The organism is Micromonospora sp. WMMD980 (assembly GCF_029626035.1).
Lineage (GTDB): Bacteria > Actinomycetota > Actinomycetes > Mycobacteriales > Micromonosporaceae > Micromonospora.
Window position 1 is genome coordinate 300,337 of sequence record NZ_JARUBE010000003.1, and the last position, 24,180, is coordinate 324,516.

General features: G+C 70.7%; 23 protein-coding genes. 11 read left to right on the forward strand and 12 right to left on the reverse strand.

Annotated features, from left to right (window positions below; translation table 11 throughout):
• The first annotated feature begins 432 nt into the window (after positions 1 to 432).
• Positions 433 to 1,026, forward strand: a complete 594-nt coding sequence (locus O7618_RS01955) for a biliverdin-producing heme oxygenase (RefSeq protein WP_278104223.1) — start codon at positions 433 to 435, stop codon at positions 1,024 to 1,026.
• A 3-nt stretch (positions 1,027 to 1,029) separates the two neighbouring features.
• Here O7618_RS01955 and O7618_RS01960 read toward each other — a convergent pair whose 3' ends face one another.
• Entirely contained in the window at positions 1,030 to 1,608 is a 579-nt protein-coding gene (locus O7618_RS01960; protein ID WP_278104224.1) for a TetR/AcrR family transcriptional regulator, read from the reverse strand.
• A 72-nt stretch (positions 1,609 to 1,680) separates the two neighbouring features.
• Between O7618_RS01960 and O7618_RS01965 the strand changes: the two genes are divergently transcribed.
• Positions 1,681 to 2,859, forward strand: a complete 1,179-nt coding sequence (locus O7618_RS01965; RefSeq protein WP_278104225.1) for an FAD-dependent monooxygenase — start codon at positions 1,681 to 1,683, stop codon at positions 2,857 to 2,859.
• 3 nt (positions 2,860 to 2,862) lie between these two features.
• On the opposite strand, the gene O7618_RS01970 is transcribed toward O7618_RS01965, so the two are convergent.
• Both O7618_RS01970 and O7618_RS01975 read right to left on the reverse strand, forming a co-directional pair.
• Entirely contained in the window at positions 2,863 to 3,393 is a 531-nt protein-coding gene (locus O7618_RS01970) for an SRPBCC family protein (protein WP_278104226.1), read from the reverse strand.
• Between the two features lie 2 nt (positions 3,394 to 3,395).
• Positions 3,396 to 3,704 (reverse strand): metalloregulator ArsR/SmtB family transcription factor, encoded by a 309-nt coding sequence (locus O7618_RS01975; RefSeq protein ID WP_278104227.1) that lies wholly within the window; start codon positions 3,702 to 3,704, stop codon positions 3,396 to 3,398.
• Positions 3,705 to 3,827: 123 nt separating this feature from the next.
• Here O7618_RS01975 and O7618_RS01980 point away from each other — a divergent pair, with 123 nt between their 5' ends.
• Complete coding sequence (locus tag O7618_RS01980; protein WP_278104228.1) at positions 3,828 to 4,757, forward strand: LLM class F420-dependent oxidoreductase; 930 nt, start codon at positions 3,828 to 3,830, stop codon at positions 4,755 to 4,757.
• Between the two features lie 96 nt (positions 4,758 to 4,853).
• On the opposite strand, the gene O7618_RS01985 is transcribed toward O7618_RS01980, so the two are convergent.
• Complete coding sequence (locus tag O7618_RS01985) at positions 4,854 to 5,210, reverse strand: hypothetical protein (RefSeq protein ID WP_278104229.1); 357 nt, start codon at positions 5,208 to 5,210, stop codon at positions 4,854 to 4,856.
• A 67-nt stretch (positions 5,211 to 5,277) separates the two neighbouring features.
• Here O7618_RS01985 and O7618_RS01990 point away from each other — a divergent pair, with 67 nt between their 5' ends.
• Entirely contained in the window at positions 5,278 to 6,504 is a 1,227-nt protein-coding gene (locus O7618_RS01990) for an FAD-binding protein (RefSeq protein WP_278104230.1), read from the forward strand.
• 16 nt (positions 6,505 to 6,520) lie between these two features.
• On the opposite strand, the gene O7618_RS01995 is transcribed toward O7618_RS01990, so the two are convergent.
• Positions 6,521 to 7,660, reverse strand: coding sequence for a site-2 protease family protein (locus O7618_RS01995; RefSeq protein ID WP_278104231.1), 1,140 nt, complete (start codon positions 7,658 to 7,660; stop codon positions 6,521 to 6,523).
• A gap of 61 nt (positions 7,661 to 7,721) precedes the next feature.
• Here O7618_RS01995 and O7618_RS02000 point away from each other — a divergent pair, with 61 nt between their 5' ends.
• The 7 genes from O7618_RS02000 to pglX all read left to right on the forward strand — a co-directional run bounded on the left by O7618_RS02000 (position 7,722) and on the right by pglX (position 20,049).
• Positions 7,722 to 8,006, forward strand: a complete 285-nt coding sequence (locus O7618_RS02000) for a hypothetical protein (protein WP_278104232.1) — start codon at positions 7,722 to 7,724, stop codon at positions 8,004 to 8,006.
• Positions 8,003 to 8,413, forward strand: a complete 411-nt coding sequence (locus O7618_RS02005) for a hypothetical protein (RefSeq protein WP_278104233.1) — start codon at positions 8,003 to 8,005, stop codon at positions 8,411 to 8,413. The genes O7618_RS02000 and O7618_RS02005 overlap by 4 nt, the downstream gene beginning before the upstream one ends.
• Before the next feature lie 65 nt (positions 8,414 to 8,478).
• A complete protein-coding gene (gene pglW / locus O7618_RS02010) occupies positions 8,479 to 12,609 on the forward strand; it encodes a BREX system serine/threonine kinase PglW (RefSeq protein ID WP_278104234.1) in 4,131 nt (1,376 codons plus the stop codon).
• 63 nt (positions 12,610 to 12,672) lie between these two features.
• Positions 12,673 to 13,929 carry an AAA family ATPase gene (locus tag O7618_RS02015; RefSeq protein ID WP_278104235.1) on the forward strand — a complete coding sequence of 419 codons (1,257 nt, stop codon included), beginning with the start codon at positions 12,673 to 12,675 and terminating at the stop codon, positions 13,927 to 13,929.
• Positions 13,919 to 14,758 (forward strand): hypothetical protein, encoded by an 840-nt coding sequence (locus O7618_RS02020; protein WP_278104236.1) that lies wholly within the window; start codon positions 13,919 to 13,921, stop codon positions 14,756 to 14,758. The genes O7618_RS02015 and O7618_RS02020 overlap by 11 nt, the downstream gene beginning before the upstream one ends.
• 13 nt (positions 14,759 to 14,771) lie before the next feature.
• Positions 14,772 to 16,481, forward strand: a complete 1,710-nt coding sequence (locus O7618_RS02025) for a DUF262 domain-containing protein (RefSeq protein ID WP_278104237.1) — start codon at positions 14,772 to 14,774, stop codon at positions 16,479 to 16,481.
• Between the two features lie 34 nt (positions 16,482 to 16,515).
• Positions 16,516 to 20,049 (forward strand): BREX-2 system adenine-specific DNA-methyltransferase PglX, encoded by a 3,534-nt coding sequence (pglX, locus tag O7618_RS02030; protein WP_278104238.1) that lies wholly within the window; start codon positions 16,516 to 16,518, stop codon positions 20,047 to 20,049.
• Positions 20,050 to 20,057: 8 nt separating this feature from the next.
• On the opposite strand, the gene O7618_RS02035 is transcribed toward pglX, so the two are convergent.
• The 7 genes from O7618_RS02035 to O7618_RS02065 form a co-directional block, all read right to left on the reverse strand.
• Complete coding sequence (locus tag O7618_RS02035; protein WP_278104239.1) at positions 20,058 to 20,768, reverse strand: hypothetical protein; 711 nt, start codon at positions 20,766 to 20,768, stop codon at positions 20,058 to 20,060.
• 54 nt (positions 20,769 to 20,822) lie between these two features.
• Positions 20,823 to 21,467, reverse strand: coding sequence for a hypothetical protein (locus O7618_RS02040; protein WP_278104240.1), 645 nt, complete (start codon positions 21,465 to 21,467; stop codon positions 20,823 to 20,825).
• A complete protein-coding gene (locus O7618_RS02045) occupies positions 21,467 to 22,102 on the reverse strand; it encodes a hypothetical protein (protein ID WP_278104241.1) in 636 nt (211 codons plus the stop codon). The genes O7618_RS02040 and O7618_RS02045 overlap by 1 nt, the downstream gene beginning before the upstream one ends.
• A gap of 16 nt (positions 22,103 to 22,118) precedes the next feature.
• Entirely contained in the window at positions 22,119 to 22,379 is a 261-nt protein-coding gene (locus O7618_RS02050; RefSeq protein WP_278104242.1) for a hypothetical protein, read from the reverse strand.
• Between the two features lie 65 nt (positions 22,380 to 22,444).
• Positions 22,445 to 22,999 carry a hypothetical protein gene (locus tag O7618_RS02055; RefSeq protein ID WP_278104243.1) on the reverse strand — a complete coding sequence of 185 codons (555 nt, stop codon included), beginning with the start codon at positions 22,997 to 22,999 and terminating at the stop codon, positions 22,445 to 22,447.
• A 52-nt stretch (positions 23,000 to 23,051) separates the two neighbouring features.
• Entirely contained in the window at positions 23,052 to 23,258 is a 207-nt protein-coding gene (locus O7618_RS02060) for a DUF397 domain-containing protein (RefSeq protein WP_278104244.1), read from the reverse strand.
• A 13-nt stretch (positions 23,259 to 23,271) separates the two neighbouring features.
• Positions 23,272 to 24,108, reverse strand: coding sequence for a helix-turn-helix transcriptional regulator (locus O7618_RS02065; RefSeq protein ID WP_278104245.1), 837 nt, complete (start codon positions 24,106 to 24,108; stop codon positions 23,272 to 23,274).
• Positions 24,109 to 24,180: the final 72 nt, after the last annotated feature.

A 24,180-nucleotide genomic window follows, 5' to 3' on the forward strand; every position in this document is an offset into this window, starting at 1 on the left:
GGGGGCCGTCTTCGGTCTCGTCCGTCGAATCAACATCGGTCAGATTGGGTGGCTCACGAGGGCCGGCCGAGAAACCTACCGACGTCATCGCCGACATTCCAGCCGGGACTGCGGGGCGTGTGGACCTGCACACAAAAATTGACACCCGAATTCGGTCGACCGATCCGTTCCGGTACGCGCGCGCCACGCCCGCGCAGAGAGCGTTTCCACTGGTCCGTGAGTTACGTCTGGGCGATTACGTGAGGTTGCGCGGTCCGTCGCGAATATGAAGGCGCTGATAGCGAACCGTCATGCGTTCGTCATATCCGCCCGCGGCTTGCCGGTCGACTCCGCCGTCCCATTCCGAATCGGACGGGCCGGCCCGCGGGGCGATTCCCGTCGTAACGATTCCGGGAATGTGCGCCGCGGGCCGGGGCGGGGCATACTCGCCGGATGCCCGATCAGCCCCGCCGTCCGGCCGAGGTGTCGCCGATGCTGGCCGCGCTGCGGGACGGCACCCGTGACCACCACACCGCGGTGGAGCGCCGGCTGGATCTGCCCGACCGGATCCGCACCCGGGGCGATCTCGCCGCCGTGCTGGTCGGGTTGCTCGCCGCCTGGGCGCCGGTGGAGCGGGACCTGGCCGGCGCGGACTGGTCCGGGCTTCCGCTCGCCCCCCGGATCGGTGAGGCCGCCGCGTTGCTGCGGACCGACCTCACCGCTCTCGGCGTCGCGGTCGACCGACCGGCCGACGCGTCGTCGGGCCTGGACCTCACCACCACCGCCCGGGCCGTCGGTGGCCGCTACGTCCTGCTGGGCAGCGCCCTGGGTGGCCGGGTGATCGCGCCGGAGGTGGAGCGTCGGCTGGGCCTGCGGGCGGGGGAGGCGACGGGCTTCTTCCGCCGGGCCGGCGGCGAGCCGGGCCGCGACTGGCGGACCTTCCGGGTCGCGGTGGCCGGGCGGGAGTGGTCCGCCGAAGAGCTGACGGACGGCGTCGAGGCCGCCCGGTCGACGTTCGACCTGGTCGGCCGGGTGGCGGCGGGCTGACGGTCACGCCGGGCGGTCGGGGCCCAGCTCCCGGGCGACGATCCGCAGCGCGCGGGTCAGCTCCCGCGCCGAGGGGGCGGCGTCCGGGTCGACCAGCCACTGCGCGGCCACGCCGCCGAGCAGCGCCTGGTGGAACGCGCCGAGCGTGAGTGCGGTGGTCTCGTCCGCGTCCGGGTCGAGCCGGTGGAACGCCTCGGCCAGGCCGAGGCGCGCCCGGCGGTTGGCGTCGGCGAACGCCACGCGCAGCTCGGGGGAACGGTCCATCCGAGCGATCAGCTCGAACTGGACCGCCCAGAGCGGGCGCAACCGGGCGAACGATTCGATGATGCGTTCCCATGCCGCCTCGAACCGCCGCTCCGGGTCGCCGTCGTGGGCCAGGGCGCGGTCCAGTTCCTCGCCCCACTCCGCCATCGCCTCGACGAGCGCCTCGTCGAGCAGCGCCCGGGTGGTGCGGAAGTGGTAGCCGATGGCGGCCAGGCTGGTGCCGGCCGCGGCGGCGACGTCCCGGGCGGTGGTGGCGCCGTAGCCCTTCTCGATCAGGCAGCGCTTCGCGCCGGCGAGCAGGTCCTCCCGATTTCCCATGCGGGCAGCGTACCCACGCCTTTGAACATCCGTCTTGCACAAACGTCTCACACGGCACGTACCGTCATCGCCATGACCGATGTACTGATCTCCGGCGCTGGTGTCGCCGGCTCCGCGCTCGTCTGGTGGCTGCGTCGCCACGGCTTCCGGCCGACCATCGTCGAGCGGGCCCCGGCCCCCCGCGACGGCGGCTACAAGGTCGACGTGCGGGGCGCCGCCCTGACCGTGCTGGACCGGATGGGCCTCGCCGCGCCGGTGCGGGCCCGCGACACCGGGATGCGGCTGGCCCGCTTCCTCGACCGGAGCGGCCGGCAACTCGCCACGATGGACGCCGCGCTCTTCGGCGGCCGCTCGGCCGACGACGTGGAAATCATGCGCGGCGACCTGACCCGCATCCTGCGGACCGCCGCCGACGTGGAACACCGGTTCGGCGACTCGGTCACCGCGCTGCACGCCGACGCCGACGGGGTGGACGTGACGTTCGCGCGAGGCGACCACCGCCGCTTCGACCTGGTGATCGGTGCCGACGGACCGCACTCCGCGGTACGTCGGCTCGCGTTCGGCCCGGCGTCGGCGCACCTGCGTCCGCTCGGGCACCACATCGCCATCTGCACGGTGCCGGCAGCCCTGGGCGAGGAGCGGGTCGAGCTGCTGCACCCGGAGCCCGGACGGACCGTCGGCGTCTACCGGACGGCGGGCGCGCCCGACGCCCGGGCGCTCTTCCTCTTCCGCTCGCCTGCCGACGTGCTTGGACGCCCTCATCCGGCCGTGTTGAGCGGAGCCTTCGCCGGTGCCGGCTGGCGGGTGCCCGAGCTGCTCGCCGCGGCGGCCGACGCGCCCGACCTCTACCTCGACGCGATGAGCCGGGTGCGGATGGAGAGTTGGTCGACCGGTCGGATCGGCCTGGTCGGCGACGCCGCGTACGCCGCGTCCCCGGCGTCCGGACAGGGCACCAGCCTGGGACTGGTCGGCGCGTACGTGCTGGCCGCCGCGCTGGCCGAGGCGGGCGGGCGGCCGGCGGCCGGGTTCGCCGCGTACGAACGCCGGATGCGGCCGTTCGTCGCGGCGAACCAGGCGCTGGCCGAGCGGAACCTCAAGGGCATGGTGCTCGGCTCGGCCGGGCAGATCCGGTTCCAGACCACGATGCTGCGGGTCCTGCCGCACCTGCCCGGCCGGGAGCGGATGATCAGCCGGGTGGCCGAGCCGATCCGCCGGGCGGCCACCGCGATCGCGCTGCCGGACGCCGCTTGAGCCTCAGTCGCGGTCCAGGCGTTCGGCGTACGCGTCACGCAGCTCCGCCCAACCGAACTCCTTCGCCTCGGCGCCACGGATCGGGCCGACCGGGTCGCCGTCGAGCAGGTGGCCGGCGACGTCCAGGCAGAGGTGCCAGCCGGCGGCCACCATCGGCGCCAGGTCGGGCCGGTCGATCCGGTGCCGCAGGGTCAGCGTGGTGCCGGCTCCGGTCGATGCCAGCTCCCAGCGGAGCAGACCGTCGCCCCAGGTGTACTCCAGCACGCTCGGCCGGTCGGCGCGGCGCACCGTGGCCGGCGCCGGATCGGCCCGGTCGCCGTCGACCGTGCTGAGGATGGCCTCGCCGGGGTGGCCGAGATCGCGGTCGGCGAGGAACGGCGCCCACTCGGCGAGCTGCCCGGGGTCGGTCAGCGCGGCCCACACCTTCTCCGGCGGGTGCCGCAGCCTCCGGACGAGCACCAGGTCCCACCGGTCGTCGACCGGGACCCGGCCGACGTCGGCGAGCGGGCCGGGGCGGAAGTCGTCACGCTGCATCGTCACTCCTGACGGTCGAGATGGCGTTCCAGGGCGTCGAGGTGCTCGGTCCACATCAGTCGGTAGGGCCCGAGCCAGTCGTCCAGCGCCCGCAGCGGCCGGGTGTCCACCCGGTAGATCCGCCGCTGGGCCGCGGTGCGGCAGGTGACCAGGCCGGCCTCGCGCAGCACCCGGAGGTGCTTGGAGACGGCGGGTTGGCTCATGCCCAGCGCGTCCACCAGCTCGCCGACGCTGCTCTCGGCCCGGCGCAGCCGGTCGAGGATGTCGCGTCGGGCGGGCTCGGCCAGCACGGTGAAGGCGTCCACGGTCACCCCGCCAATATGTCACCACGGTTATATGCCGGTCAAGGCATATAGACTGGTTGGTGCTGTCCAGGCCGGTGCCACGGGGGTGGATCGCGCCGCACCTGGGTCGACCGCTCCTATGCTCGGGGCATGGAACTGCGGATCTTCACCGAACCCCAGCAGGGCGCCAGCTACGACCAGTTGCTCACCGTGGCGCGTCGCGCGGAGGAGACCGGCTTCGCCGCGTTCTTCCGCTCCGACCACTACCTGAAGATGGGCTCGGTGGACGGCGACCCCGGTCCGACCGACGCCTGGACCACGCTCGCCGGCCTGGCCCGTGACACCACCCGGATCCGGCTCGGCACGCTGATGAGCGCCGCCACCTTTCGCCTGCCCGGCCCGCTCGCCATCACCGTGGCGCAGGTCGACCAGATGAGCGGCGGCCGGGTCGAGCTGGGCATCGGCACCGGCTGGTACGCCGAGGAACACGCCGCCTACGGCATCCCGTTCCCGCCGCTGGGCGAGCGGTTCGACCGGCTGGAGGAGCAGCTCGCGATCATCACCGGGCTCTGGACCACCCCGGCCGGCGCCACCTTCGACTTCCCCGGCCGGCACTACCCGGTCAGCGACTCGCCGGCGCTGCCCAAACCGGTGCAGCGGCCCCACCCGCCGATCCTGCTCGGCGGCATGGGCCCGAAGCGCACGCCGCGACTCGCCGCCCGGTACGCCGACGAGTTCAACCTGCCGTTCGCCTCGGTCGCCGACACGACGGCGCAGTTCCGGCGGGTGCGGGACGCCTGCGCCGAGATCGACCGGGACCCGTCCACCATGACCTGGTCCAACGCGCTGGTGCTCTGCTGCGGGCGCGACGACGCCGAGGTGGCCCGCCGCGCCGAGGCGATCGGCCGGGAGCCCGCCGAGCTGCGCGCCAACGGCGCCGCCGGCACGCCCGCCGAGGTGGTGGAGACGCTCGGCCGGTACGCCGAGGCCGGCGCCGACCGGGTCTACCTCCAGGTGCTCGACCTGGCCGACCTGGACCACCTGGAGCTGGTCGCCGCCGAGGTGATGCCGCAGCTCTGAGCGGCGGGCCCCGCCGCCCCGGTGTCCGCCGCCCGCCGTTTCGACCAAACATCTGGTGACGGCCGCTACCGGATGTAGCGGTGCCGACGAGCCCGCCTACGCCCGCCGTACGGTGTCGAGTCGGCCGTCCCGGTCGCTGTCCAGGTACATCACGTCCGGGATGCCGTCGCCGTCGATGTCGACCTGCACCACGTCGGCCACGCCGTCGCCATCGAGGTCGGTCACCACCTCGACGGAACCGTCCAGGTGCCGGGTCACGATCGACCGGCCCGGCCCGTCGTGCGGCAGCGGCCCGTCGTGCGGCGCCTGCCCGTCGCGCGGCAGCGGTCCCGGGTGTGGCGCCGGTTCCGGTTCGGGTTCCGGCGCCGGCGTCGGCACCGGGGCGGTCAGATCGATCTCCTCCTCCGACGGGTACACGTCACCGTGGAGGCTCGGGTCGCGGTAGCTGCTCATCCCGCCAGGATTCCCGCTGCGACCCCGGAGCAACCCTGCCCGCACGCGATGGCGGATGATGCAGCGCATGACCGACACCAACTGGGCCGGCAACGTCCGCTGGTCGGCCCGGACCCGGCACCGGCCGACCTCCCTGGACGAGCTGCGCCGGCTGGTCGCCGGGGCGGACCGGGTCCGGGCCGTCGGCACCGGTCACTCGTTCAACCGACTCGGCGACACCGCGGGCGCCCAGATCGCGCTCGCCGGGCTGCCACCCACCGTCGCGCTCGACCCCGACCGGGGCACCGTCACGGTCGCCGCCGGCCTGCGCTACGGCGACCTGGCCACCACGCTCCAGGACCGGGGGTACGCGCTGGCGAACCTCGCCTCGCTGCCGCACATCTCGGTGGCCGGCTCGGTAGCCACCGCCACCCACGGCTCCGGCGTCGGCAACCGCAACCTGGCCGCCGCCGTGGCCGCGCTGGAACTGGTCACCGCCGACGGCGACCTGCTCACCGTCGACCGGGCCGACCCCAGGTTCGCCGGCCTGGTGGTCAACCTCGGCGCGCTGGGCGTGGTCACCCGGCTCACGCTCGACGTGGTCGAAACGTTCGAGGTGCGGCAGTACGTCCGGCTCGGGCTGCCCCGGGAAGCCCTGGCGGAGGCGCTCGGCGCCGCGTACAGCGTCAGCGTGTTCACCGGTTGGCGGTCGGAGCGCCTCGACCAGGTGTGGATCAAGCAGGACGCCGACCAGCCGCCGCCGGCCGCCGACTGGCTGGACACGGTGCCCGCCGAAACCCCGCAACACCCGGTGCCCGGCATGTCGCCGGAGCACTGCACCGCCCAGCTCGGCGAACCCGGGCCGTGGCACGAGCGGCTGCCGCACTTCCGGCTCGGCTTCACCCCCAGCAGCGGCGACGAACTCCAGTCCGAGTGGCACGTGCCCCGGGCCGACGCGGCGGCGGCGCTGGCCGCGCTCGACCCGGTGGCCGAGCGGATCGCCGCCGTGCTCCAGATCTGCGAGCTGCGTACGGTGGCCGCCGACGAGCTGTGGCTGAGCCCGAACTTCCGGCGGGACACGCTGGCGGTGCACTTCACCTGGATCGGCGACCCGGTGGCGGTAGCGCCGGTGCTGGCCGAGGTGGAGCGGCGGCTCGCCCCGTTCGCACCCCGCCCGCACTGGGGCAAGCTCTTCGACCGCGACCCGGCCGCCGCGTACCCCCGGCACGCCGACTTCGCCGCCCTGCTACGCGAGTTCGACCCGGCCGGGAAGTTCCGCACCGAGGAGCTGGACCGCTACTTCCCCCGCGACTGACGGTGCCGGGCGGCGGTCAGCGGCCGGCCGACGACTGCCGGCGCAGGCTGCCGCGCTGCACCGCGCGGCTGATGTCGCTGGGGGAGACGATCCCCACCAGCCGGTCGTCTACCACCACCAGCGCCCGGCCGTCGGTGCACTCGTTGAGTCGGGGGAGCAGCTCGGTGAGCTGCTCGTCCGGGCGGGCCAGCACCAGCTCGTCGGCCCGGCAGGACACCTCGGCCAGGGTGGTCGACGGGCGGCGGTCCGCCGCGACGCCGCGTACCCGGTCGAGCGTGACCAGGCCGACCGGCCGGTCGTTCTCGGTCAGCGGCAACGCCGAGTGCCGGTACGCGAAGAGGTAGTGGTCGACGAACTCGGCCACGGTCAGGTCGCCGGACGCGGTCTGCGGCTGCGGCGTCATCACGTCACCGACCCGGATGCCGCGCAGCGCGTCGCCCATCCGGGCCTGCCGCTCCTCCTGCCCGGCGGCGCCGATCAGGAACCAGCCGATCAGCGCCAGCCAGAGCCCACCGAACCCGGCCCCGCTGAGGAACCGCCACAGCCCGAGGCCGATCAGCACGATGCCCAGCACCCGGCCGGCGCCGGCCGCCACCACCGACGCCCGGGTCCGGTCGCCGGTGGCCTTCCACACCGCCGCGCGCAGCAGCCGCCCGCCGTCCAGCGGCGCCGCCGGGAGCACGTTGAAGAGCGCCAGCAGCACGTTGATGCCGGCCAGCCAGGACAGCGCGCCGAGCAGCAGGCCGTGCCCGCCGGCCACCGCCACGGCCACGGCCACGGCGCCGAACACCACGCCGATGACCAGGCTGACCAGCGGCCCCACGCCGGCGATCCGCAGCTCGGCGCCCGGGTCCTTCGCCTCGCCCTTCAGCTCGGCGACGCCGCCGAAGAGCCAGAGCGTGATCCCCTCGACCTCGATGCCGTTGCGCTTGGCCACCACCGCGTGCGACACCTCGTGGGCGAGCAGGCCGAGGAAGAAGACCACCGCGGCGGCCAGGCCGGCCGCGACGTAGGCCAGCGCGGAGTGGCCGGGGTACGAGCGCGGGAACAGGCTCGCCGACAGCGTCCAGGCGATCAGCACGAAGATGACCAGGACACTCCAGTTGACGCCGACGGGAACGCCGGCGATCCGGCCGAGCCGGAAACTCGCCCTCATCGCTCCTCCATACCCAGCGCGCCGTCCCGGTAACGGAGTATGCGCCGGTTATGCTGAGAGTATGACGCGACGCATCACGATCAGCCTGCCCGACGACGTCGCCGAGTACGTCGAGCGCTCGCACGGCACGACGTCCGGCTTCATCGCCGCTGTTTTGCGGCGGAAGATGCGGGCGGACGGGCTGCGGGCTCGCTGGGCCGAGCACGGTTACGTGGTGACCGACGAGGACGTCGAGCGCGCACGCCGCCGGCTGGCGGAGCACCCGCCGATCACCGACGAGCAGCACGACCGGAACATGCAGTGGCTGCGCCAGTTCGGCGACGAGGGCGGGGTGGCCGCCGCGTGAACGGGCTCGTCCTGGACACGTGCGCCCTGCTCGCGTACGCCTCGGGGGACAGCGTCGAGCCCGGTGCGCTGCTGACTCTCGCGCAGGAGGACCCGGAGCAGGAGGTGTGGATCCCGGCGCTCTGCCTGGGGCAGGCGCAGCTCCAGCTCGCCGGGACGCCGGCAACCGATCTGCTCGACCTGCTCCTGGACGCCGATCGGGACATCCGAATCGCGGTGTACGACGGTCCGACCAGCCGCCGGGTGGCCCGGATCGCCGCGAGCTGCAAGGTGCCTCTCGATGTGGCCCACGCCGTCGCCACCGCCGTCCTCTACCGCTGTCACCTGGTGACCCGGGACGCCCCGACAGCTGCCGCCGCGGCCCCACCCGATCTGGAGATCCTCGACATCGCCAACTCCTGGGAGTGAGCGGCGGCCCGGTAAGGTTCCGGGGTTGAGCTTGACAGCGACGATCGGGCCAGAGGGGGCGGCGCATGCGCGAGGACTCGCCGCGCTGGGAGCAGATCAACGCCAGCTCCTACACGTGGGAGCAGGACGGTCTGCGGGAGCTGGCCGGCTACCTGCCGGACACCGAGCCCTACCACGTCTGGGCGAACGTCGAGTTCGTCGGCGCGGACGGCTCGATCAACGAGGTCGACGCCCTGGTGCTCACCCCGAGCGGCCTCTACGTGCTGGAGCTGAAGCACTGGCAGGGCGAGATCCGTGGGGACGGCACCCAGTGGGTGCGCCGCGCCCCCAACTCCCGGCTCATCCCGGAGGACAACCCCTACATCTTGGCCAACCGGAAGGCCAAGCGGCTGGGCAGCCTGATCCGCCACTACGCCAAGCAGCAGGGACGGCAGGACGAGACGCCGTTCGTCGGCGCGGCGGTTTTCCTGCATGCCAGAGCGACGCGAGCGGAGTTGGACGCGATCGGCAGCCAGCACGTCTACGGCTTGGACGGTCATCCCGAGGCCAACCTGGCGAGCCTGAAGACGTTCCTGCTCTCGCCGCCGCGTAACCCGGGCCACCTGGTGGATGAGGCTCGGGGTCGGCAGATCGTGGACCTGGTCCGCGGTGCCAAGATCCGACCGTCGGTGGCGGACCGCAAGATCGGCCAGTTGCTCCTGCACCCGAAGCCGTTCGCCGAAGGGCTGGGCTGGCAGGATTTCCTCGCCGGGCACACGCTGGACACATCGCTGGTGCGCCGGGTTCGGTTCTATCTCACCAGCCGGGCCGCCGAGCACGAGGTGCCGGCGATCCGCCGGGCGGCGGAGCGGGAGTTCCGGCTGCTCCAGGGGATCCACCATCCGGGCGTGGCCCGGGCGCACGACCTGGTCGACCACGCGTGGGGCCCGGCGGTCGTCTTCGACCACCAGCAGAACTGGGTACGCCTCGACCAGTGGCTGCTGCGGCGGGGGGACACCCTCACCCTGGCCCAGCGGCTGCATCTGGTGCAGGACCTCGCCGAGATCATCGACTATGCCCATTCCCGTCGGCTGGCCCACCGGGCGCTCTCACCCCGGGCGGTCTACGTCGGAGACCCCGATGGGACGCGCCCGACGCTTGTGGTGACCGACTGGCAGACCGGTGGGCGTCTCGCCGGCACGTCCCACCTCACCCGGCTCGGCCCGTCGAGCGATCCGGCCACCCTGGACCTGTTCTTCGACGACGAGGTCCGCCGCTACCAGGCGCCGGAGGCGGACCATGCGGCCCGGCTGCCCGGCCACCGGCTCGACGTGTTCTCGCTCGGCGCGCTCGCCTTCCGGATCTTCGCCGGGGCGGCGCCTGCCACCACGGCCGAGGATCTGGCCAACACGGTGCGGGACAGCGGGCTGCACCTGGACGCGGTGGTCGACGGGATGCCGTCCGAGCTGGTCAAGCTGGTCTACGACGCCACCCGCGGCGACCCGGGGCAACGGCTGCCCAGTGTGTCGCGGTTCCGGAGCGACCTGGAGAAGGTCTGGGACGAGCTGACCGCGCCGGAGCCCGAGCCGGTGACCGATCCGCTCGCCGCCCACCGGGGTGACCTGCTCGACGGCGGGCTGGAGGTGAAGGACCGCCTCGGCTCGGGGTCCACCGCCGTCGCGCTGCTGGTCAGCCGCGCCGACGAGGGCCGTGACCTGGTCCTGAAGGTGGCCCGCGACGAGCAGCACGAGGAACGGCTGACCGCGGAGGCGCGTACCCTCGCCGGGCTCAAGCACCCCCAGGTGGCCGCGCTCGTCGACGGCCCGGTGCGGGTCGGTGGCCGGACCGCGCTGTTGATGGAGAGTGCCGGGCGGCGGACCCTTGCCGAGGAGCTGCGCGCCGGCCGGCTCGCGCTGGACCTGCTGGAGCGGTACGGCCGGGACCTGCTCGACATCGCCAACTATCTGGACGGGCAGGGCGTCTGGCACCGCGACCTGAAACCGGCCAACCTGGCGGCCCGGCCCCGGCCGAAGGACAAGCAGCCGCACCTGTGCGTCTTCGACTTCTCACTGTCGTCGGTCCCGGCCGACCAGCTCAGCGCCGGCACGGTCGGCTACCTCGACCCGTTCCTCGGGGCGCCGCGCCGGCTGCGGTACGACGCGGCGGCGGAGCGCTTCGCGGCGGCGGTGGTGCTCTACGAGATGGCGACCGGCACGCTGCCCCGGTGGGGCGACAACGCCAACCCGACGGCGGTGAGCGACGAGGTGACCCTGGACCCGTCGGCGTTCGACCCGGCGATCGCCGACCGGCTGGTGGAGTTCTTCCGCCGGGCGCTGGCCCGGGAGGCCACCGCCCGCTTCGACACGGTCGACGAGATGACCGACGCCTGGCGGGCGATCTTCCAGCAGGTCCCGCAGCCGGCGGTGACGCCGGTCGGCCCGCAGCCGGCGATGGTGGGGCTGACCCGCGAGTCGCCGCTGGAGGTGACCGAGCTGACCGCGCGGGCCCGGTCGGCGTTGGAACGGCTCGGCATGCACACGGTCGGCGAGCTGCTGGACGCGGAGTTGTCGGAACTCACCCGGGCGAAGGGCGTGCCGGACGCCACCCGTAAGGAGATCATCGCCCAGGCGCGGGCGCTGCGGGCGGTGCTGCCCGGCGGGAACGAGCCGTCCGACAGCGAGGCCCGCCCGGTGGCCCAGGGTGTCGAGGCGCTCTGCGCCACGCTGCTGCCGCCGAAGCAGTCCCGACATCACGGGATTCTGGCCGCGCTGCTCGGCCAGGCCCCCACCGAGGACGGCACGTTCCTGCACTGGCCGGTTGAGGGAGACGTGGCCCGCGCCACCGGGAAGAAGCAGCGGCAGGTCTTCGCGGCGTTGCGTAACCAGACGCCGCGATGGCTGGACGATCCGGCGCTGGCGGCGGTGCGCAACGAGATCGTGGCGCTTCTCGACGCCCGAGGCGCGGTGATGTCGGCCGAGGAGTTGGCGCGGGCGGTGATCGCCGCGCGCGGCTCCTACACCTCCGAGCCGAAGCGGCTGCCCCAGGCGATCGGCCTGGTCCGCGCCGCCGTCGAGGCCGAGCTCAGCACCGGTGGGAACGCCCGCGTGGCCACCTACCGCTTCCCCGGTTCGAGCATCGTCCTGGTCGGCCGGGAACCGGACGACCCGACCTCCGTCGTGACCGCCGACGATTTCCTCGGGTACGCGGTCAAGCTGGGCGACCGGGCCGCGGAGCTGACCGAGAGTGACCCGCTACCGACCCGGCAGCGTGCCTTGGAAGAGCTGCGCCGGCTGCCGGTGCCGGCCGGCATGCCGCCGGTGGCCGATCCGCGGCTGTTGCAGCTCGCGTCGGCGGGGAGCAACGACCGGGTTGACGTCAACGCACAGGGCCAGCTCTATCCGGTGGGGATGCCGGCGGTGCGGGCGCTGCGGTTGTCGGCGGGCAACCTCATCGGGCAGTGGCTCGGCGAGCAGCAGGTCCGCGACCGGGTGCACGGCCGCTTCCCGCGGGCCGAGCGGCTGCCCGGCCGCCCCGCCCTGACGGACCTGCTGGTCGCGGCCGAGGTGCCGTTGACCTGGCACGCGCCCGACCAGAGGTACGGTCGGCCGAGCGCGATGTCGTCGGTGACCGGCACCCGGATGGCCACCAGCCACGCCCCACTGCTCGGCATGTCCGCCGCCGACGAGGTCGGCGAGAAGCTCGGCACGGCGATCCAGCGGCGGGCCTTCCTCGCGGTGCTGGCCCCGTGGCGTCGGCTCGGCCCGGCCCGGCGGGCGCTGCTGGCCCGGCTGCCGCTGACCGAGGTGGACGTCACGGCGATCCTGCTGACCCGGCTGCGGGGGCTGGGCTTCCCGTGGGAGGCGATCGTGGCGGCCGACAACGGCATGCCGCTGGACGCCGACTTCCGCAGCCTGGTGGATCTGGTCCGGCATCAGGTCGTGCCGGCGATCAGCGAGGCGATCGCCGCCGCCGATGGCGCGGTGCTGCTCACCGAGGCGGCGCCGCTGGCCCGTTACGGGCAGCTCGGGTTGCTTCAGGAAGTGGCGGACCTGACCCGGCCCCGGCCGGCGGCCCGGCTGCTGCTGGTGCCGGCGCGTCGTCCCGACCCGGCGGTGCTGGACGGGGTGCAGTTGCCGCTGACCTCGCCGGCCAGCCAGTCGCTCTGGCTCGCCGACGACTGGATCACCACCGAGGTAAGTGCCGCGCCGGCGCGCTGACTGTCGTGTTGCGGACACGGGCCGGGGTGATTCGTGTTCGGGTGTCCTGGTAGAAACGTGTGAATGCCCCTGAGGACGATCACGCTTGAGAACTACCGGTGCTTCCGAGACCGGCAGGAGATCGAGCTGGCCCCGGTGACCGTGGTGCTCGGCAAGAACAACTCCGGCAAGAGCGTGCTGACCCGGGCACCGCTGGTGATCGCCACCGGCTTCGACACCACCAGCACCGCCCCGCTCGACCTGGACCGGCTCGACCCGCTGCCGGTGGACGGTTTCCCCGACCTGATCTTCGAGCAGAGCACCCATGGCCGTTTCACTCTCGGCGTCGAGGTCGACGGTCCGGCCTCGTTCGGCCTGGAGGCGAGCATCCGTTACGTCGACGAGGATCGGTTGGCTTACGTCTCCGCTCTGCACTTCGCCACCGCCCGTCAGGCCGTCGAATTCCGCCTTCAGCCGAGCATTGAGCTGACCGATGACGGCCCGCTCTACGAGGTACGTGAGCCGGGTGGTCAGCCGACGATTCGACCGGTCGATTTTCGCGGACTGCTGCCACGGTTGCCGGACTCGGGTTTCCGATGGCCGCACCCGCCGGGAGAGGGGCCCTCCATCGGGCCGATCCGGTTCCTGAGCGCCTACCGGGACCGTCCGAGCAGGCAGCACCGCCTGCCGTTCGGGGCACCAAGGGAGGTGGGGGAGCAGGGCCAGGAGGTCTATGGAATCCTCGCCGACGATCGCGCCCGGCGCAGCGGCGAACTGATCGAGCGGGTCAACGAGTTGCTCGCCCATATCGTGCCCGAGTGGCGGATCGAGGAGGTCCCGGTTGGCCCGCTCTGGTCGACGGTGCTCACCCGTCGGGGCAGTTCCGTGCAGGTCAACCTCGCCGACGCCGGCACCGGCCTGGCCCAGGTGTTGCCGATCCTGGTGCAGTGTGCCATCGACGAGTTGCGTGGTGAGGGCGTCGATCCGTTGCAGATCGTCGAGGAGCCCGAGATGCACCTGCATCCGGCCGCCCACGCCGCGCTGGCGGATCTCTACCTGGACACCGCCAGGACGACCGGGACGCGGTTCCTCGTCGAGACCCACAGCGAGACGCTGCTGCTGCGGTTAAGACGCCGCATCGCCGAGGGGGCGTGTCAGCCCGGCACCGTGGCGGTCTACGTGGTGCACCAGCAGAACGGCGTCTCGACCGTTCAGCGAGTGGCGATCGACGAGCTGGGCAACCTCGGTGCCGGCTGGCCCGACGGCTACTTCTCGCAGGACTACCAGGAGGCCCGGGCGTTGGCCACCGCGCAGCTGAGCCGGAGCGGCTATGCATCTTGACATCAAGCCCGAGGTGTTCGTCCAGGGCGATAAGTTGGCCGTGGTCAAACTGCTCGAGTTGCTCATGCAGGAGCGGCACGAGTGGCGGCCGGACCGGACCACAGCCGACAGTGCCGCACGCTTCGCCGACACCCTGCCAATCGACGGCGTGAAGGTGTTCGTCGAGGCAGCCTTCACCGAAGCCACGAGCACTGTGGCCGCGCCGTCCGGGCGGCGCGCATCGATCACCGCCGCCGAGCTGAAGGACCTGGTGGCGGATCTGAGCCGTCCGGCGGTGCTGGTCGTCGAGGACGAGATCACCGAGGAGTGTTTCCTGCTCGCGCTCGCCGAGGCATTCGACGCGAAGCGCATCGTGCACGCCATCCGCGCCGACTGGCTGACCATCGGGCATGCGGGTGGCAAGGACCGGATGCCGCAGTTCGTCGAACGTCGCCGTCGCCACTTCGCCATCCTGGTTCGGCTGGCGGCGCTGATGGACAGCGACCGCAAGTATGCCGGGCATCGGACGCGTAACGACACCTACGCTGCGAAGATCCGCGCTGTCGAGGGCGTCGAGCTGCACCTGTGGGGCGGTCGGGAGATGGAGAACTACATTCCCTGCCGGGCGTGGGAGGAGAGCCTGCCGACACGGATGCCGAAGGTGGACGCGCTGCGCGGCAAGAGCGTCGAGGAGCGGCGATACCTGGACGTCAAGAAACATTTCGGTGAAATGCCGAGGCCGCTGATCGCCGAGCACACCTGCCTGACCGAGGACGACTTCGCCGAGTTGGGGCCGGAGGTCGTCGCGGAGCTGCGGGAGTTGCTCGCGATGATCCACCGGATCCTGTAGGAGACTGGGCTCCATGCGCACCGACCAGGCCGAGATCCGGCCCGATCCGACCATCGCACTCGTCGATGATCTGCTGGGCGGCATCGGTCGGGGTGAGATCCGGGTGCCCGCCTTCCAGCGCCCCTTCGTGTGGCGGCCCCACCAGATGCTAGAGCTGTTCGACAGCATCGAGCGCGGCTACCCGATCGGCAGTCTGCTGCTCTGGCAGACCGACGAGCGGGTGCCCTCGCTGGACCGGATCGGCGGGCTGGACATCCCGCCTCCGCCAGCGGGTCGGCAGGTCTCCTATCTCCTCGACGGGCATCAGCGGGTGTCGACGCTCTTCGGTGTGCTCAACCGGCCACTGCGGGACGGCCCGGCCGAGGACGAGGGGGACTGGATCTGGCAGATCTACCGGGACTTGCGTCCCGACCCGCTGGGCTCCGACCGTTACCGCCACCACCGGTCCGGCAGGTTCTCGCCGCACCTGCTGCCGCTGGCGGCGGTGATGCGGACGCGGGACTTCCTTCGGCACTTCCACCGCGTGGAGCTGGGAGTCAAGGATGCCGGTCAGGTCGACTCCCTGATCCGGGAGGCCGAGGCCGTCACGCAGCGGATCAAGGGATACAAGCTGACCCTGGTGCGCCTCCAGGGCGCGAGCATCGACCAGGCGGTCAACGTCTACGCCCGGCTCAACCGCACCGGCACCCGGATGGATCCGGACCAGATGGTGTCCGCGCTGACGTACCGGAAGGAGCAGCCTTCCCTGGCCAGCCGGATCGACGACATCGTCACCGCCATCGCGGATACCGGCTTCGGTGAGCTGCCCCGGTTGGCGGTGTTCCGGTCGCTGCTGGCGATCGCCGGGGAGACGGACATCATGTCGCCCAGGTGGAGTCTGGTGGCCGACTATGTGCAGAACCGCCTGCACGACGCCCTGCCGCAGACCGACCGGGCGGTGCGACTCGCCGCGCAGTTCCTCCGGAACGGCGTAACTTTGCCACACGCGAAGTTCCTGCCATATTCGCACCAGCTCGTGTTGCTGGCGATGTTCTTCCACACCTGCTCCGACCCGACCGGCTGGCAGTACGACCGGCTGCGCCGCTGGTTCTGGATCACCTCCTGGTCGGGCGCGTTCGCCGGGGCCACCTCTACGGTCCTGCGCCGGGCGCTGGGGGAGATGCGGGCGTTCGCCGCCGGCGACGGGGACCTCCGGCCGGACGAGGGCGACGTACAGCCGATGCCCGAGTCGTTCAACCTCAACAGCGCCCGCACCAAGGCCTACGTCGCCTGGGAGGCGCTGGAGTTCCCGCGTCGGCTCGACATGCTGGGCCAGCCGTTCGACGTGGCGGACCTGCTCGCGAACTCGGACCCGCAGGTGTTCCGGCACGTCGTGCCGAAGGACAGCCGCCCCGCCAACAGGTTGATCTTTCCGACCACGCCGAACGTCGGGGTGCTCGCCGCGCTCAAGGGGCTCGGTCCGCTCCGGGGTGGCCCCGGTCTGTTCGACGGCCATCCCGAGCTGAACAGCGCGGTCGGCCGCTCGGTAACCGAACAGATCCTCGACAGCCACGGCATCCCGGTCAAGGCGTGGCGGCGGTTGTGTGAGGGCGGGGCCGGCGGTCACATCTTCGTCGACGATCGCACCGAGTATCTGGAGCAGCGTCTCCGAGCCTTCGCCGCTCACCTGGACGTGCGGCTCGGCGGAAAAATGGAAGGCGTGGCCGACGACGACTCGGAGTAGCGGTTGTCGGGGCGTCGGATCGTAGAATCTGGCGGTGATCGAGCTGAAGGCGTTGCAGGCGCAGGTCAAGAGCCTGGTGGATGATCTCCGTGGGCAGCTCGCGGAGGCACCGGGGCTGCGGGCGGAGCTGCGGCAGGAGCACGCCCGGGCGGAGGCCGCCGAGCGGGTCGGCGCGAGCTTCGAGACCTGGCTCGACGACGTGCTCGACCAGGCGGCGGTGGCATGGGTGCTCGGCTGCGTGTTCGTCCGGTTCTGCGAGGACAACGAGCTGATCACCGACCAGCTGTGGATCGGTGGCGACGACCCGGAAGCACCGGCCGACCGGGCGATCCAGCACCGGCAGGCTTACCTGATCGCCAATCCCCGGCACAACGACCGGCACTGGCTGCGGGAGGCGTTCCGCTATCTGGCTCAGCTCAAGGCCACCGCGAAGATATTCGACCGGCACAACCCGGTCTGGCGGTTCGACATCTCCGGCCCGGCCGCGGAGGACTTGAGCGACTTCTTCCGGCGGGGCGCCGGTCGCGAGTCGCTGCGCCGAGACGACCTGGGCACCCGTTTCCTCGGCGACCTCTACCAGGACCTGTCGACGCATGCGAAGAAGACGTACGCACTGTTGCAGACGCCGGAGTTCGTGGAGGAGTTCATCCTCGACCGCACCTTCGAGCCGGCGGTCAAGGAGTTCGGTCTCCCCGCCACCAGCGTTATCGACCCGACCTGCGGCTCCGGTCACTTCCTGCTCGGCGCGTTCCACCGGCTGCTGCGCAAGTGGCAGGACCGGGAACCGGCCACCGACGTGCGGATCCTGGCAGAGCGGGCGCTCGGCCAGGTGACCGGTGTGGACATCAATCCGTTTGCGGTGGCAATCGCGCGCTTCCGGCTGCTGATCGCCGCGATGACTGTGTGCGGCCTGACCAAGCTGGAGCGGACGCCGGCCTTCCCGGTGCGGGTGGCGACCGGCGACTCGCTGCTGCCCTGGGGGCCATTCGACTCCCGAGCCCAGGGCGACCTGATGAAGGAGTTGGAGATCCAGACGCAGGCGGGTAGTGAAGCCGAGAAAGAGAAGGAAATCTTCGCGTACGACAGCGAGGATGCCGACCTGCTCAAGGACTATCTTGCCGAGAACCAGTACACGGTGGTAGTCGGCAACCCGCCCTACATCACGGTCGCCGACGGCAAGCGCAGCGGGCTCTACCGCAGCATCTATCCCACGGTCTGCCACCGGCAGTATGCCCTCACCGTGCCGTTCGCAAAGCGGTTCTTCGATCTGGCCAAGTGGTCGGACAAGCACGGTGACGGCGCTGGTCACGTCGGCCAGATCACCGGCAACGCCTTCATGAAGCGCGAGTTCGGCAAGAAGCTCGTCGAGAGATACTTCGCGCACGAGGTGGAGCTGACCGAGGTCATCGACACCTCGGGTGCCTTCATTCCTGGCCACGGCACACCGACAGTGATCCTGGTCGGCCGCGCCAACAAACGCCGTCGCGCGTCGACATTGCGCACGGTCCTTGGTGTTCGAGGCGAGCCGGCCGCTCCGGAGGTTCCGGCCGATGGCAGGGTGTGGGGCGCGATTGTCCGTCAGATCGATTCGCCCGGCTCGGAGTCGGAATGGGTCACTGTTTCTGATCTCGATCGGGGTCAGCTCAGCGGTCACCCATGGAGCCTGTCGGGCGGCGGCGCGGTCGGACTGATGCAGATCCTTACGCGCGCAACGAGCCGTCTCTCCGACCTGATCACGGAGATCGGTTTCGGTGCGGTAACCCGCGAGGACAGCGCCTACATGGTCGGGGCCGGAGCGCTACGCCGCGCCGGGGTGCCGGACGCTCAGCAGCGCCCACTGGTGGAGGGCGAGTTCAGTCGGGACTGGGCGATCACGGACCCGGTGATATCACTCTGGCCCTATCGCGAGGAGACATTCGATCCCGTCGGGCCAGCGCCGGTGCGAAAATTGCTCTGGCCGATGAAGACGACGCTGGCCGAGCGTGTCGCCTACGGGGAGAGCCAACTGGAGCGCGGCCTCAAGTGGTTCGAGTACTCGATGTTCTTCGCGAAGCGGTATCGGGTGCCCATGTCGATCGCGTTTGCGTTCGTGGCGACACACAACCGATTCGTGTTGGATCGCGGCGGGAAGGTCTTCAACCGTTCAGCGCCGGTGATCAAGTTGCCGGAGGGGGCGACGGAGGACGATCACCTGCGGCTGCTCGGGGTGCTGAACAGCTCCACCTCCTGCTTCTGGCTGAAGCAGGTGAGCCACGACAAAGGTATTCGTGGAGAAGGCGGTGGATTCACGAGTGATGACTGGGAACGGTTCTTCGAATTCACCGGGACCAAGCTTCAGGAGTTTCCGCTGCCTTCGGCGTACCCGTTGGAGCGGGCTCGGGAAATCGACTCGCTGGCGCGGCGGCTGTCGAGCGTGACCCCGGCGGCGGTGGCCGCCTCGGGGGTGCCGACCCGGCAGCGGCTCGCGGAGGCCGAGACGGAATACCACTCGACCCGGGCGCGGATGATCGCGCTTCAGGAGGAGTTGGACTGGGAGGTCTACCGGCTCTACGGGCTGGTTGATGAGGATCTGACCTGCGCCGACCCGCCGGAGTTGGCGTTTGGGGAGCGGGCCTTCGAGATCGTGCTGCACACCAGCGGGGCGCAGACCGAGTGGTTCAAGCGGCACAAGTCAGAGCCGATCGATCGACCGCGATCGGATTGGCCGGCGGAGTACCGGTCATTGGTGGAGCGACGGATCGCCACCATCGCGAGCAACCGGCACATCGGGCTGATCGAGCGGCCGGAGTGCAAGCGGCGCTGGTCTGCTGATGACTGGAAGGACATGCAGAAGGCCGCGCTGCGGGAGTGGCTGCTCGACCGGCTGGAGGCGCCCGAGCTGTGGGGCGGCACCCCCACGCCGCTGTCGGTGGCGCAGCTCGCCGAGCGGGTCGGGTCCGATCAGGACTTCCGAGCGGTGCTGGAGCTGTGGGTGGGGCACGACAACTACGACCTCGCTCGGACGCTCGGCGGGCTGGTCGCCGACGAGTACGTGCCGTACCTGCCGGCGCAGCGCTACAAGCCGGCGGGGCTGCGCAAGCGGGCGCAGTGGGAGCGGACCTGGGCTTTGCAACGCCGGGAGGACGCGGGCGAGAAGGTGGAGATCCCGGTGCCGCCGAAGTACACGTCGGCGGACTTCGTGCGGTCGTCGTACTGGAGGGCGCGCGGCAAGCTCGACGTGCCGAAGGAACGGTTCATCTCGTATCCGCAGGCGGGCCGGGACAGCGACGGCAGCGAGCTGCTCGGCTGGGCCGGGTGGGACCACCTCGCGCAGGCGCAGGCGCTCGCCGCCGTCTATCTCGACCGCCGGACGCAGGAGCTGTGGCCGGCGCACCGGCTATTGCCGCTGCTCGCCGGGCTGGCCGAGATCGAGCCGTGGCTGCACCAGTGGCACGCCGAGAAGCAGCAGGCGTTCATGGGTGGGTCACCGGCCGACTTCTTCACCACGTTCATCGACACCGAGTTGGCGCAGCTCAGCTCCGACCGGTCCGCGTTGGCTTTGCTGCGGGGCGTACCCGAGCTGCGGTAGCCCTTCGGTTACCCGACGACGGTGGTGTAGTGGTAGTTGCCGGCGCCGACCGAGCGGTCCAGCACCCTCATGATCCGCTCGGCGTTGTCGTTCGGCCCCTGGAGGAAGAAGGGTGTGCCATCGCGGCCGAAGGTGATCCGGCTCGGCGGCTGCCACTCGCCCAGGTGACCGGCGGCCGAGTAGTAGTCCGGGTGCGGGTCGAAACCGATGCCACGGGCGAATTCGACGGCCCCGAAGACGAGATGCTGGGCCAGGTCGATCGGGGCCGGCAGCGGAAGCGCCTCATAGCTGCCGAAGAACTCGTCGGCAAAGGCTGACACGTCCCGCTCGTCGAAGGCGCTGGGCGCCAGGGCGTTCTTCGCCCCGAGACAGTAGGTGTCCACCAGGAAGCCGACCAGGCTCACCGCTGCGCCTTCCCGGCGGGCGACCAACACGCTGGCCAGACCGGCAGTATCGGTCATCGATCCGTCGTCGTCGACGTCCACCCAGTCGTCCGGCCGGTCCTCGATGAGCAGACCCTCGCTCCACCCGGGGCTGATCCAGCATCCCAGCAGAGGCAGGTCACCTGGTCGGCTCCGGCCGGGCCGCTCCACTTCGACGCCGCGGACCAGAGGCCCGACCACGGCCCGTGTGAGGCCCAACTCCCGGGCGATCTGCTTCGGAGTGCGGCCTGCGGCGCGCAGCGCAACTGCCTCGGCCCTCAGCTCATCGGAAACCATCGGCACATCGTCGGACCGGGGGTAGCGGGTGTCAAACACCCGCGCCGGTCGGCGTCACAAACGCGAACGGTACGCCCGGAGTTCTTCTTTCGCGGCTGCCAGCGCGACGGTCGAGTCGTGGACCAGGCCGCGCGCGGTGGTGAGGCGGGCCTCGGTGGTGCGGACGATGTCGGGGCGGCCACCCGCGAGGACGGCGAGCAGGGCATTCTGGCTCGCCCACATCTTCTGGTGAATGTTCGCGACCCGTCCCGCCGTCCGTTCGAGCTGCTCGATGATCTGCTCGATGCCCCCGATCACCTGGCCGGCGACACTCGCCGTGCCACCGCGCCGGCTCGACATGAATGCGCCTCCGCTGGAGCTTCCGGCGGCATGTGCGTGACGCCAACTGGGGCGGTTGGACGAGCGTCGGGACGTGCGCGCCTGCTGCTCTTCACGGCGCTCCCGCAACTGGTCGAGACTGGCAGCGACGAAGCCCTTGCCGACGCTGCCGAGGGTGCCGCCGACGATGGCACCCGTAATCACCGAGGCAGAGGGCGGCAGCCCCCACGTGCTACCCATCAACCCGGCCAGCGCGCCGAGCGCAGCGCCGGCCTGTTGCAGCAGCGTGCCCCCGCCCTCCTTCGCCGTTTCGTAGCCGATCCGTCGTGTGAATGATCGGTCTGGCTGCGAGTGGCGTTGCCCGACCCTGCGGTATCTCATCAGATTGCAACTGGATCAAGGAAGCCGCAGCTCGTGGCCAGCAGTAGCGGTATGTTCTGGGCGATCTCGGTCGCGAGAGACGCGGGGGTCAGGTCAAGTGGCTCGCCACCGTCGGCAACATGCTCAGAGTCATCGGCGTAGTACACGCATGCTTCCCAGAGGCTGCTATGCAGTATCGAGAAACTCCACTGCATGTAGACATCGTTGGACATGGCCACGATGGGCTGGTTGGCGAGCCCGACTCGGTGTAGGTGAGGCTCGTCGGCGGTGGAGCCGAGCCCCTGCCCAAGCGGAAAGAGCTTGTGACGGCGGAAGACGGGTTCGAGATCGCCGTCGGTGTCGAACTCGACGAGCAGGCCGCGTTGGATCAGGTGGTCGACGATCTCGGCAGCCTGCGGCTCCGGCTGGGGTGCGGTCTCCAATAGCCGGATCAGAGATTCGCGGTTGACCTCAAGCTTGGCGTGCCGTTCGGCGTCAATGAAGGACGCCGCCCACACCGCCGCCTCCGTCTCGGTCAGCTCCACCAGGTCGTCTCCGAGGTGGAGTTCGTAGCACTCGGGGGTCGGGTCCGGTGGATGGACATAGCGGTAGCGGGGGCCCATGGACAGGCCGACGGGCACGATGACACGGGGCATCGGGTGTCTCCTCGGGTCAGAAGCTGGCGGCGTACCGCTTGGTCGCCTCGATGGAGGCGCCGGCGAGTTGCGATGCGTCGTTGAGGTTCTTCTTGACCTGTTCCATCCGGGCGATGGCCTCGGCGACACTCGGGTGGGCGGTGCCGGCGGTGACGGCTCGTAGTTGGGCGAGGCTCTGGTTGATCGAGTCGTGCACCGCCCGCATCTGGGCGATCTGTTCCTGACTCGCCTTGCCGAACTGGTTGATGCCGGCCTTGATCTCCTGGATCGATGCCACCGTGCGCCCCTTCGATCGGCAACCGTCGCTCCCGGGTACGACCGTACCGGATCATGCACGCTCCGTCACCCCTCGGATGCGAGGTTGCCAGTCTGTCGGGATTCGAGCCGTTTCCTTTGATGGGGTGGCTTTCCTCGTCCAGTTGTCCTCAGCTCGCCCCGGAGATCGTCCAGCTCAGCCAGATTGTTCTTGTACTCACCGGCGATCTGCCTTCCCTGATGGTCGACGTAGTTCCACTTGTTGCGGTCGAGCGCTTCGCAGCACCAGATGGCCTTTTGGGCGAGGTCGGCGAACTGCTCGCTGGTCACAAGTTGCGCGGCAGCATTGGCGGTCAATAGATCAAGCCAGGCGGCCCGGTACCGCTCACGAAGATCGGCGGTTGCAGAGTCGATGTCGCCATCCAGGCGCTGCGCCTCCTTCTTCGCCCAGACGAGTTCATCAACGACTACGCGATAGATGTCCAGCCGGGCAAGGAACAACGAACACGCCTCCCGTTCGGTCGAGATGCGCGTGTTGGCTCGCTGCCGTCGTCCGTCCATCGATGCACCGAGCAGGGCGCCGCCAGCGCCGATTCCTGCCCCGAGCACGCCTGCGGCCGCCGTGATGACCTGCTCAATCATCGATGCATCTAAACAGGTGCGAGGTGCCGATGGTGTCCCTGATTGCTTCTCGTCAGGAGCGAAAAGACCCTTGGGCGATACCTGCGACGAAGCGCACCCACGCCTCCGGCTCGAAGGCGAGAACTGGGCCGCTCGGGTCCTTGCTGTCTCGTAGTCCAACCCGTCCACGCGGGTCGCCTGCGACCTCGACACAGTTCCCGGAGCCGTTGCTGCGTGTGCTCTTTCGCCAGGTCACGCGGGCCGTGCTGACCTCGTCCACCCGCGCCGTCCTCTCATAGCTCGTCGATCGCCCCCTGGATCAGGTCGCGCGACTCGCGGGCGCTGGCGGCTGTGGCGACCAGATGCTCGAAGACTCGGCTGTACTCCCTGACCTGATGGCCCTCAAGGTAGAGGCTACCTGCGCGGGTTTCCATGTACACAACGCCTGGATCTGCGGGCTCCGGGAAGGTGAGAACGCTGAAGGCGCTGCCCATCGAGCCGTACTCGCCGGCGGCGAAAGTCAGAATCTGGATGGTGCACCCGGGGCGCGCTGCCTCCTCGGCCAGCCGCTCCAGTTGACTCTTGAATGCCGCGCGCCCGCCGACCGGTCGGCGCAGCGCCGACTCGTCGAGCACCATCCACAGCTTGGGTGGGCTGTCCGACTTCTGCCGACGCATCCGCAGCTCAACGCGCCGGTCGACTTCGTCGACACCCGCATCCGGATGCTCGGCACGGATGACCGCGCCGGCGTAGTTGGCTGTCTGGATCAGCCCCGGGATGAGTTGCGGCTCGAAGGCGCGGATCTCTGACGCCTCCGCTTCCAGGCCGACGTACACCTCGAACCAGTCCGGGAGCACATCGTCGTACGCCTGCCACCAGCCTCGTTTGCGGGCATCCCGCGCGACCTGGACCAGGGCGTCCACCTCGTCGCCCTCGACGCCGTAGAGCTCAAGCAATCCGCGCGCCACCGGCGGCATGACGGATACCTGGGCGTTCTCGATCCGACTCAGGGCCGACTTGGAGATGCCGATCTCCTTTGCGGCCTGGTCGGCGGTCATGCCCGTCTGCTCTCGCAAGCGTCGGAGGGCGGCGGCCAGGCGACGACGGCGGACCGTCGGACTTCCAGTCATGGCGATCAGTCTGGCGGAAAAGGGGCCGGGTACGCAACGATGCTGATCCTAATCGGGAGTTGCGTAAAGGGC

Coding starts and splice junctions, on each gene's coding strand:
- O7618_RS02025 (WP_278104237.1), top strand. CDS start 14,772: ATGCGCACCGACCAGGCCGAGATCCGGCCCGATCCGACCATCGCACTC.
- O7618_RS02045 (WP_278104241.1), bottom strand. CDS start 22,102: ATGCCCCGTGTCATCGTGCCCGTCGGCCTGTCCATGGGCCCCCGCTAC.
- O7618_RS01965 (WP_278104225.1), top strand. CDS start 1,681: ATGACCGATGTACTGATCTCCGGCGCTGGTGTCGCCGGCTCCGCGCTC.
- O7618_RS02015 (WP_278104235.1), top strand. CDS start 12,673: ATGCCCCTGAGGACGATCACGCTTGAGAACTACCGGTGCTTCCGAGAC.
- O7618_RS01970 (WP_278104226.1), bottom strand. CDS start 3,393: ATGCAGCGTGACGACTTCCGCCCCGGCCCGCTCGCCGACGTCGGCCGG.
- O7618_RS02040 (WP_278104240.1), bottom strand. CDS start 21,467: ATGAGATACCGCAGGGTCGGGCAACGCCACTCGCAGCCAGACCGATCA.
- O7618_RS01995 (WP_278104231.1), bottom strand. CDS start 7,660: ATGAGGGCGAGTTTCCGGCTCGGCCGGATCGCCGGCGTTCCCGTCGGC.
- O7618_RS01955 (WP_278104223.1), top strand. CDS start 433: ATGCCCGATCAGCCCCGCCGTCCGGCCGAGGTGTCGCCGATGCTGGCC.
- O7618_RS02035 (WP_278104239.1), bottom strand. CDS start 20,768: ATGGTTTCCGATGAGCTGAGGGCCGAGGCAGTTGCGCTGCGCGCCGCA.
- O7618_RS02000 (WP_278104232.1), top strand. CDS start 7,722: ATGACGCGACGCATCACGATCAGCCTGCCCGACGACGTCGCCGAGTAC.
- O7618_RS01960 (WP_278104224.1), bottom strand. CDS start 1,608: ATGGGAAATCGGGAGGACCTGCTCGCCGGCGCGAAGCGCTGCCTGATC.
- O7618_RS02020 (WP_278104236.1), top strand. CDS start 13,919: ATGCATCTTGACATCAAGCCCGAGGTGTTCGTCCAGGGCGATAAGTTG.
- O7618_RS01980 (WP_278104228.1), top strand. CDS start 3,828: ATGGAACTGCGGATCTTCACCGAACCCCAGCAGGGCGCCAGCTACGAC.
- O7618_RS02055 (WP_278104243.1), bottom strand. CDS start 22,999: ATGATTGAGCAGGTCATCACGGCGGCCGCAGGCGTGCTCGGGGCAGGA.
- O7618_RS01985 (WP_278104229.1), bottom strand. CDS start 5,210: ATGAGCAGCTACCGCGACCCGAGCCTCCACGGTGACGTGTACCCGTCG.
- pglW (WP_278104234.1), top strand. CDS start 8,479: ATGCGCGAGGACTCGCCGCGCTGGGAGCAGATCAACGCCAGCTCCTAC.
- O7618_RS02065 (WP_278104245.1), bottom strand. CDS start 24,108: ATGACTGGAAGTCCGACGGTCCGCCGTCGTCGCCTGGCCGCCGCCCTC.
- O7618_RS01990 (WP_278104230.1), top strand. CDS start 5,278: ATGACCGACACCAACTGGGCCGGCAACGTCCGCTGGTCGGCCCGGACC.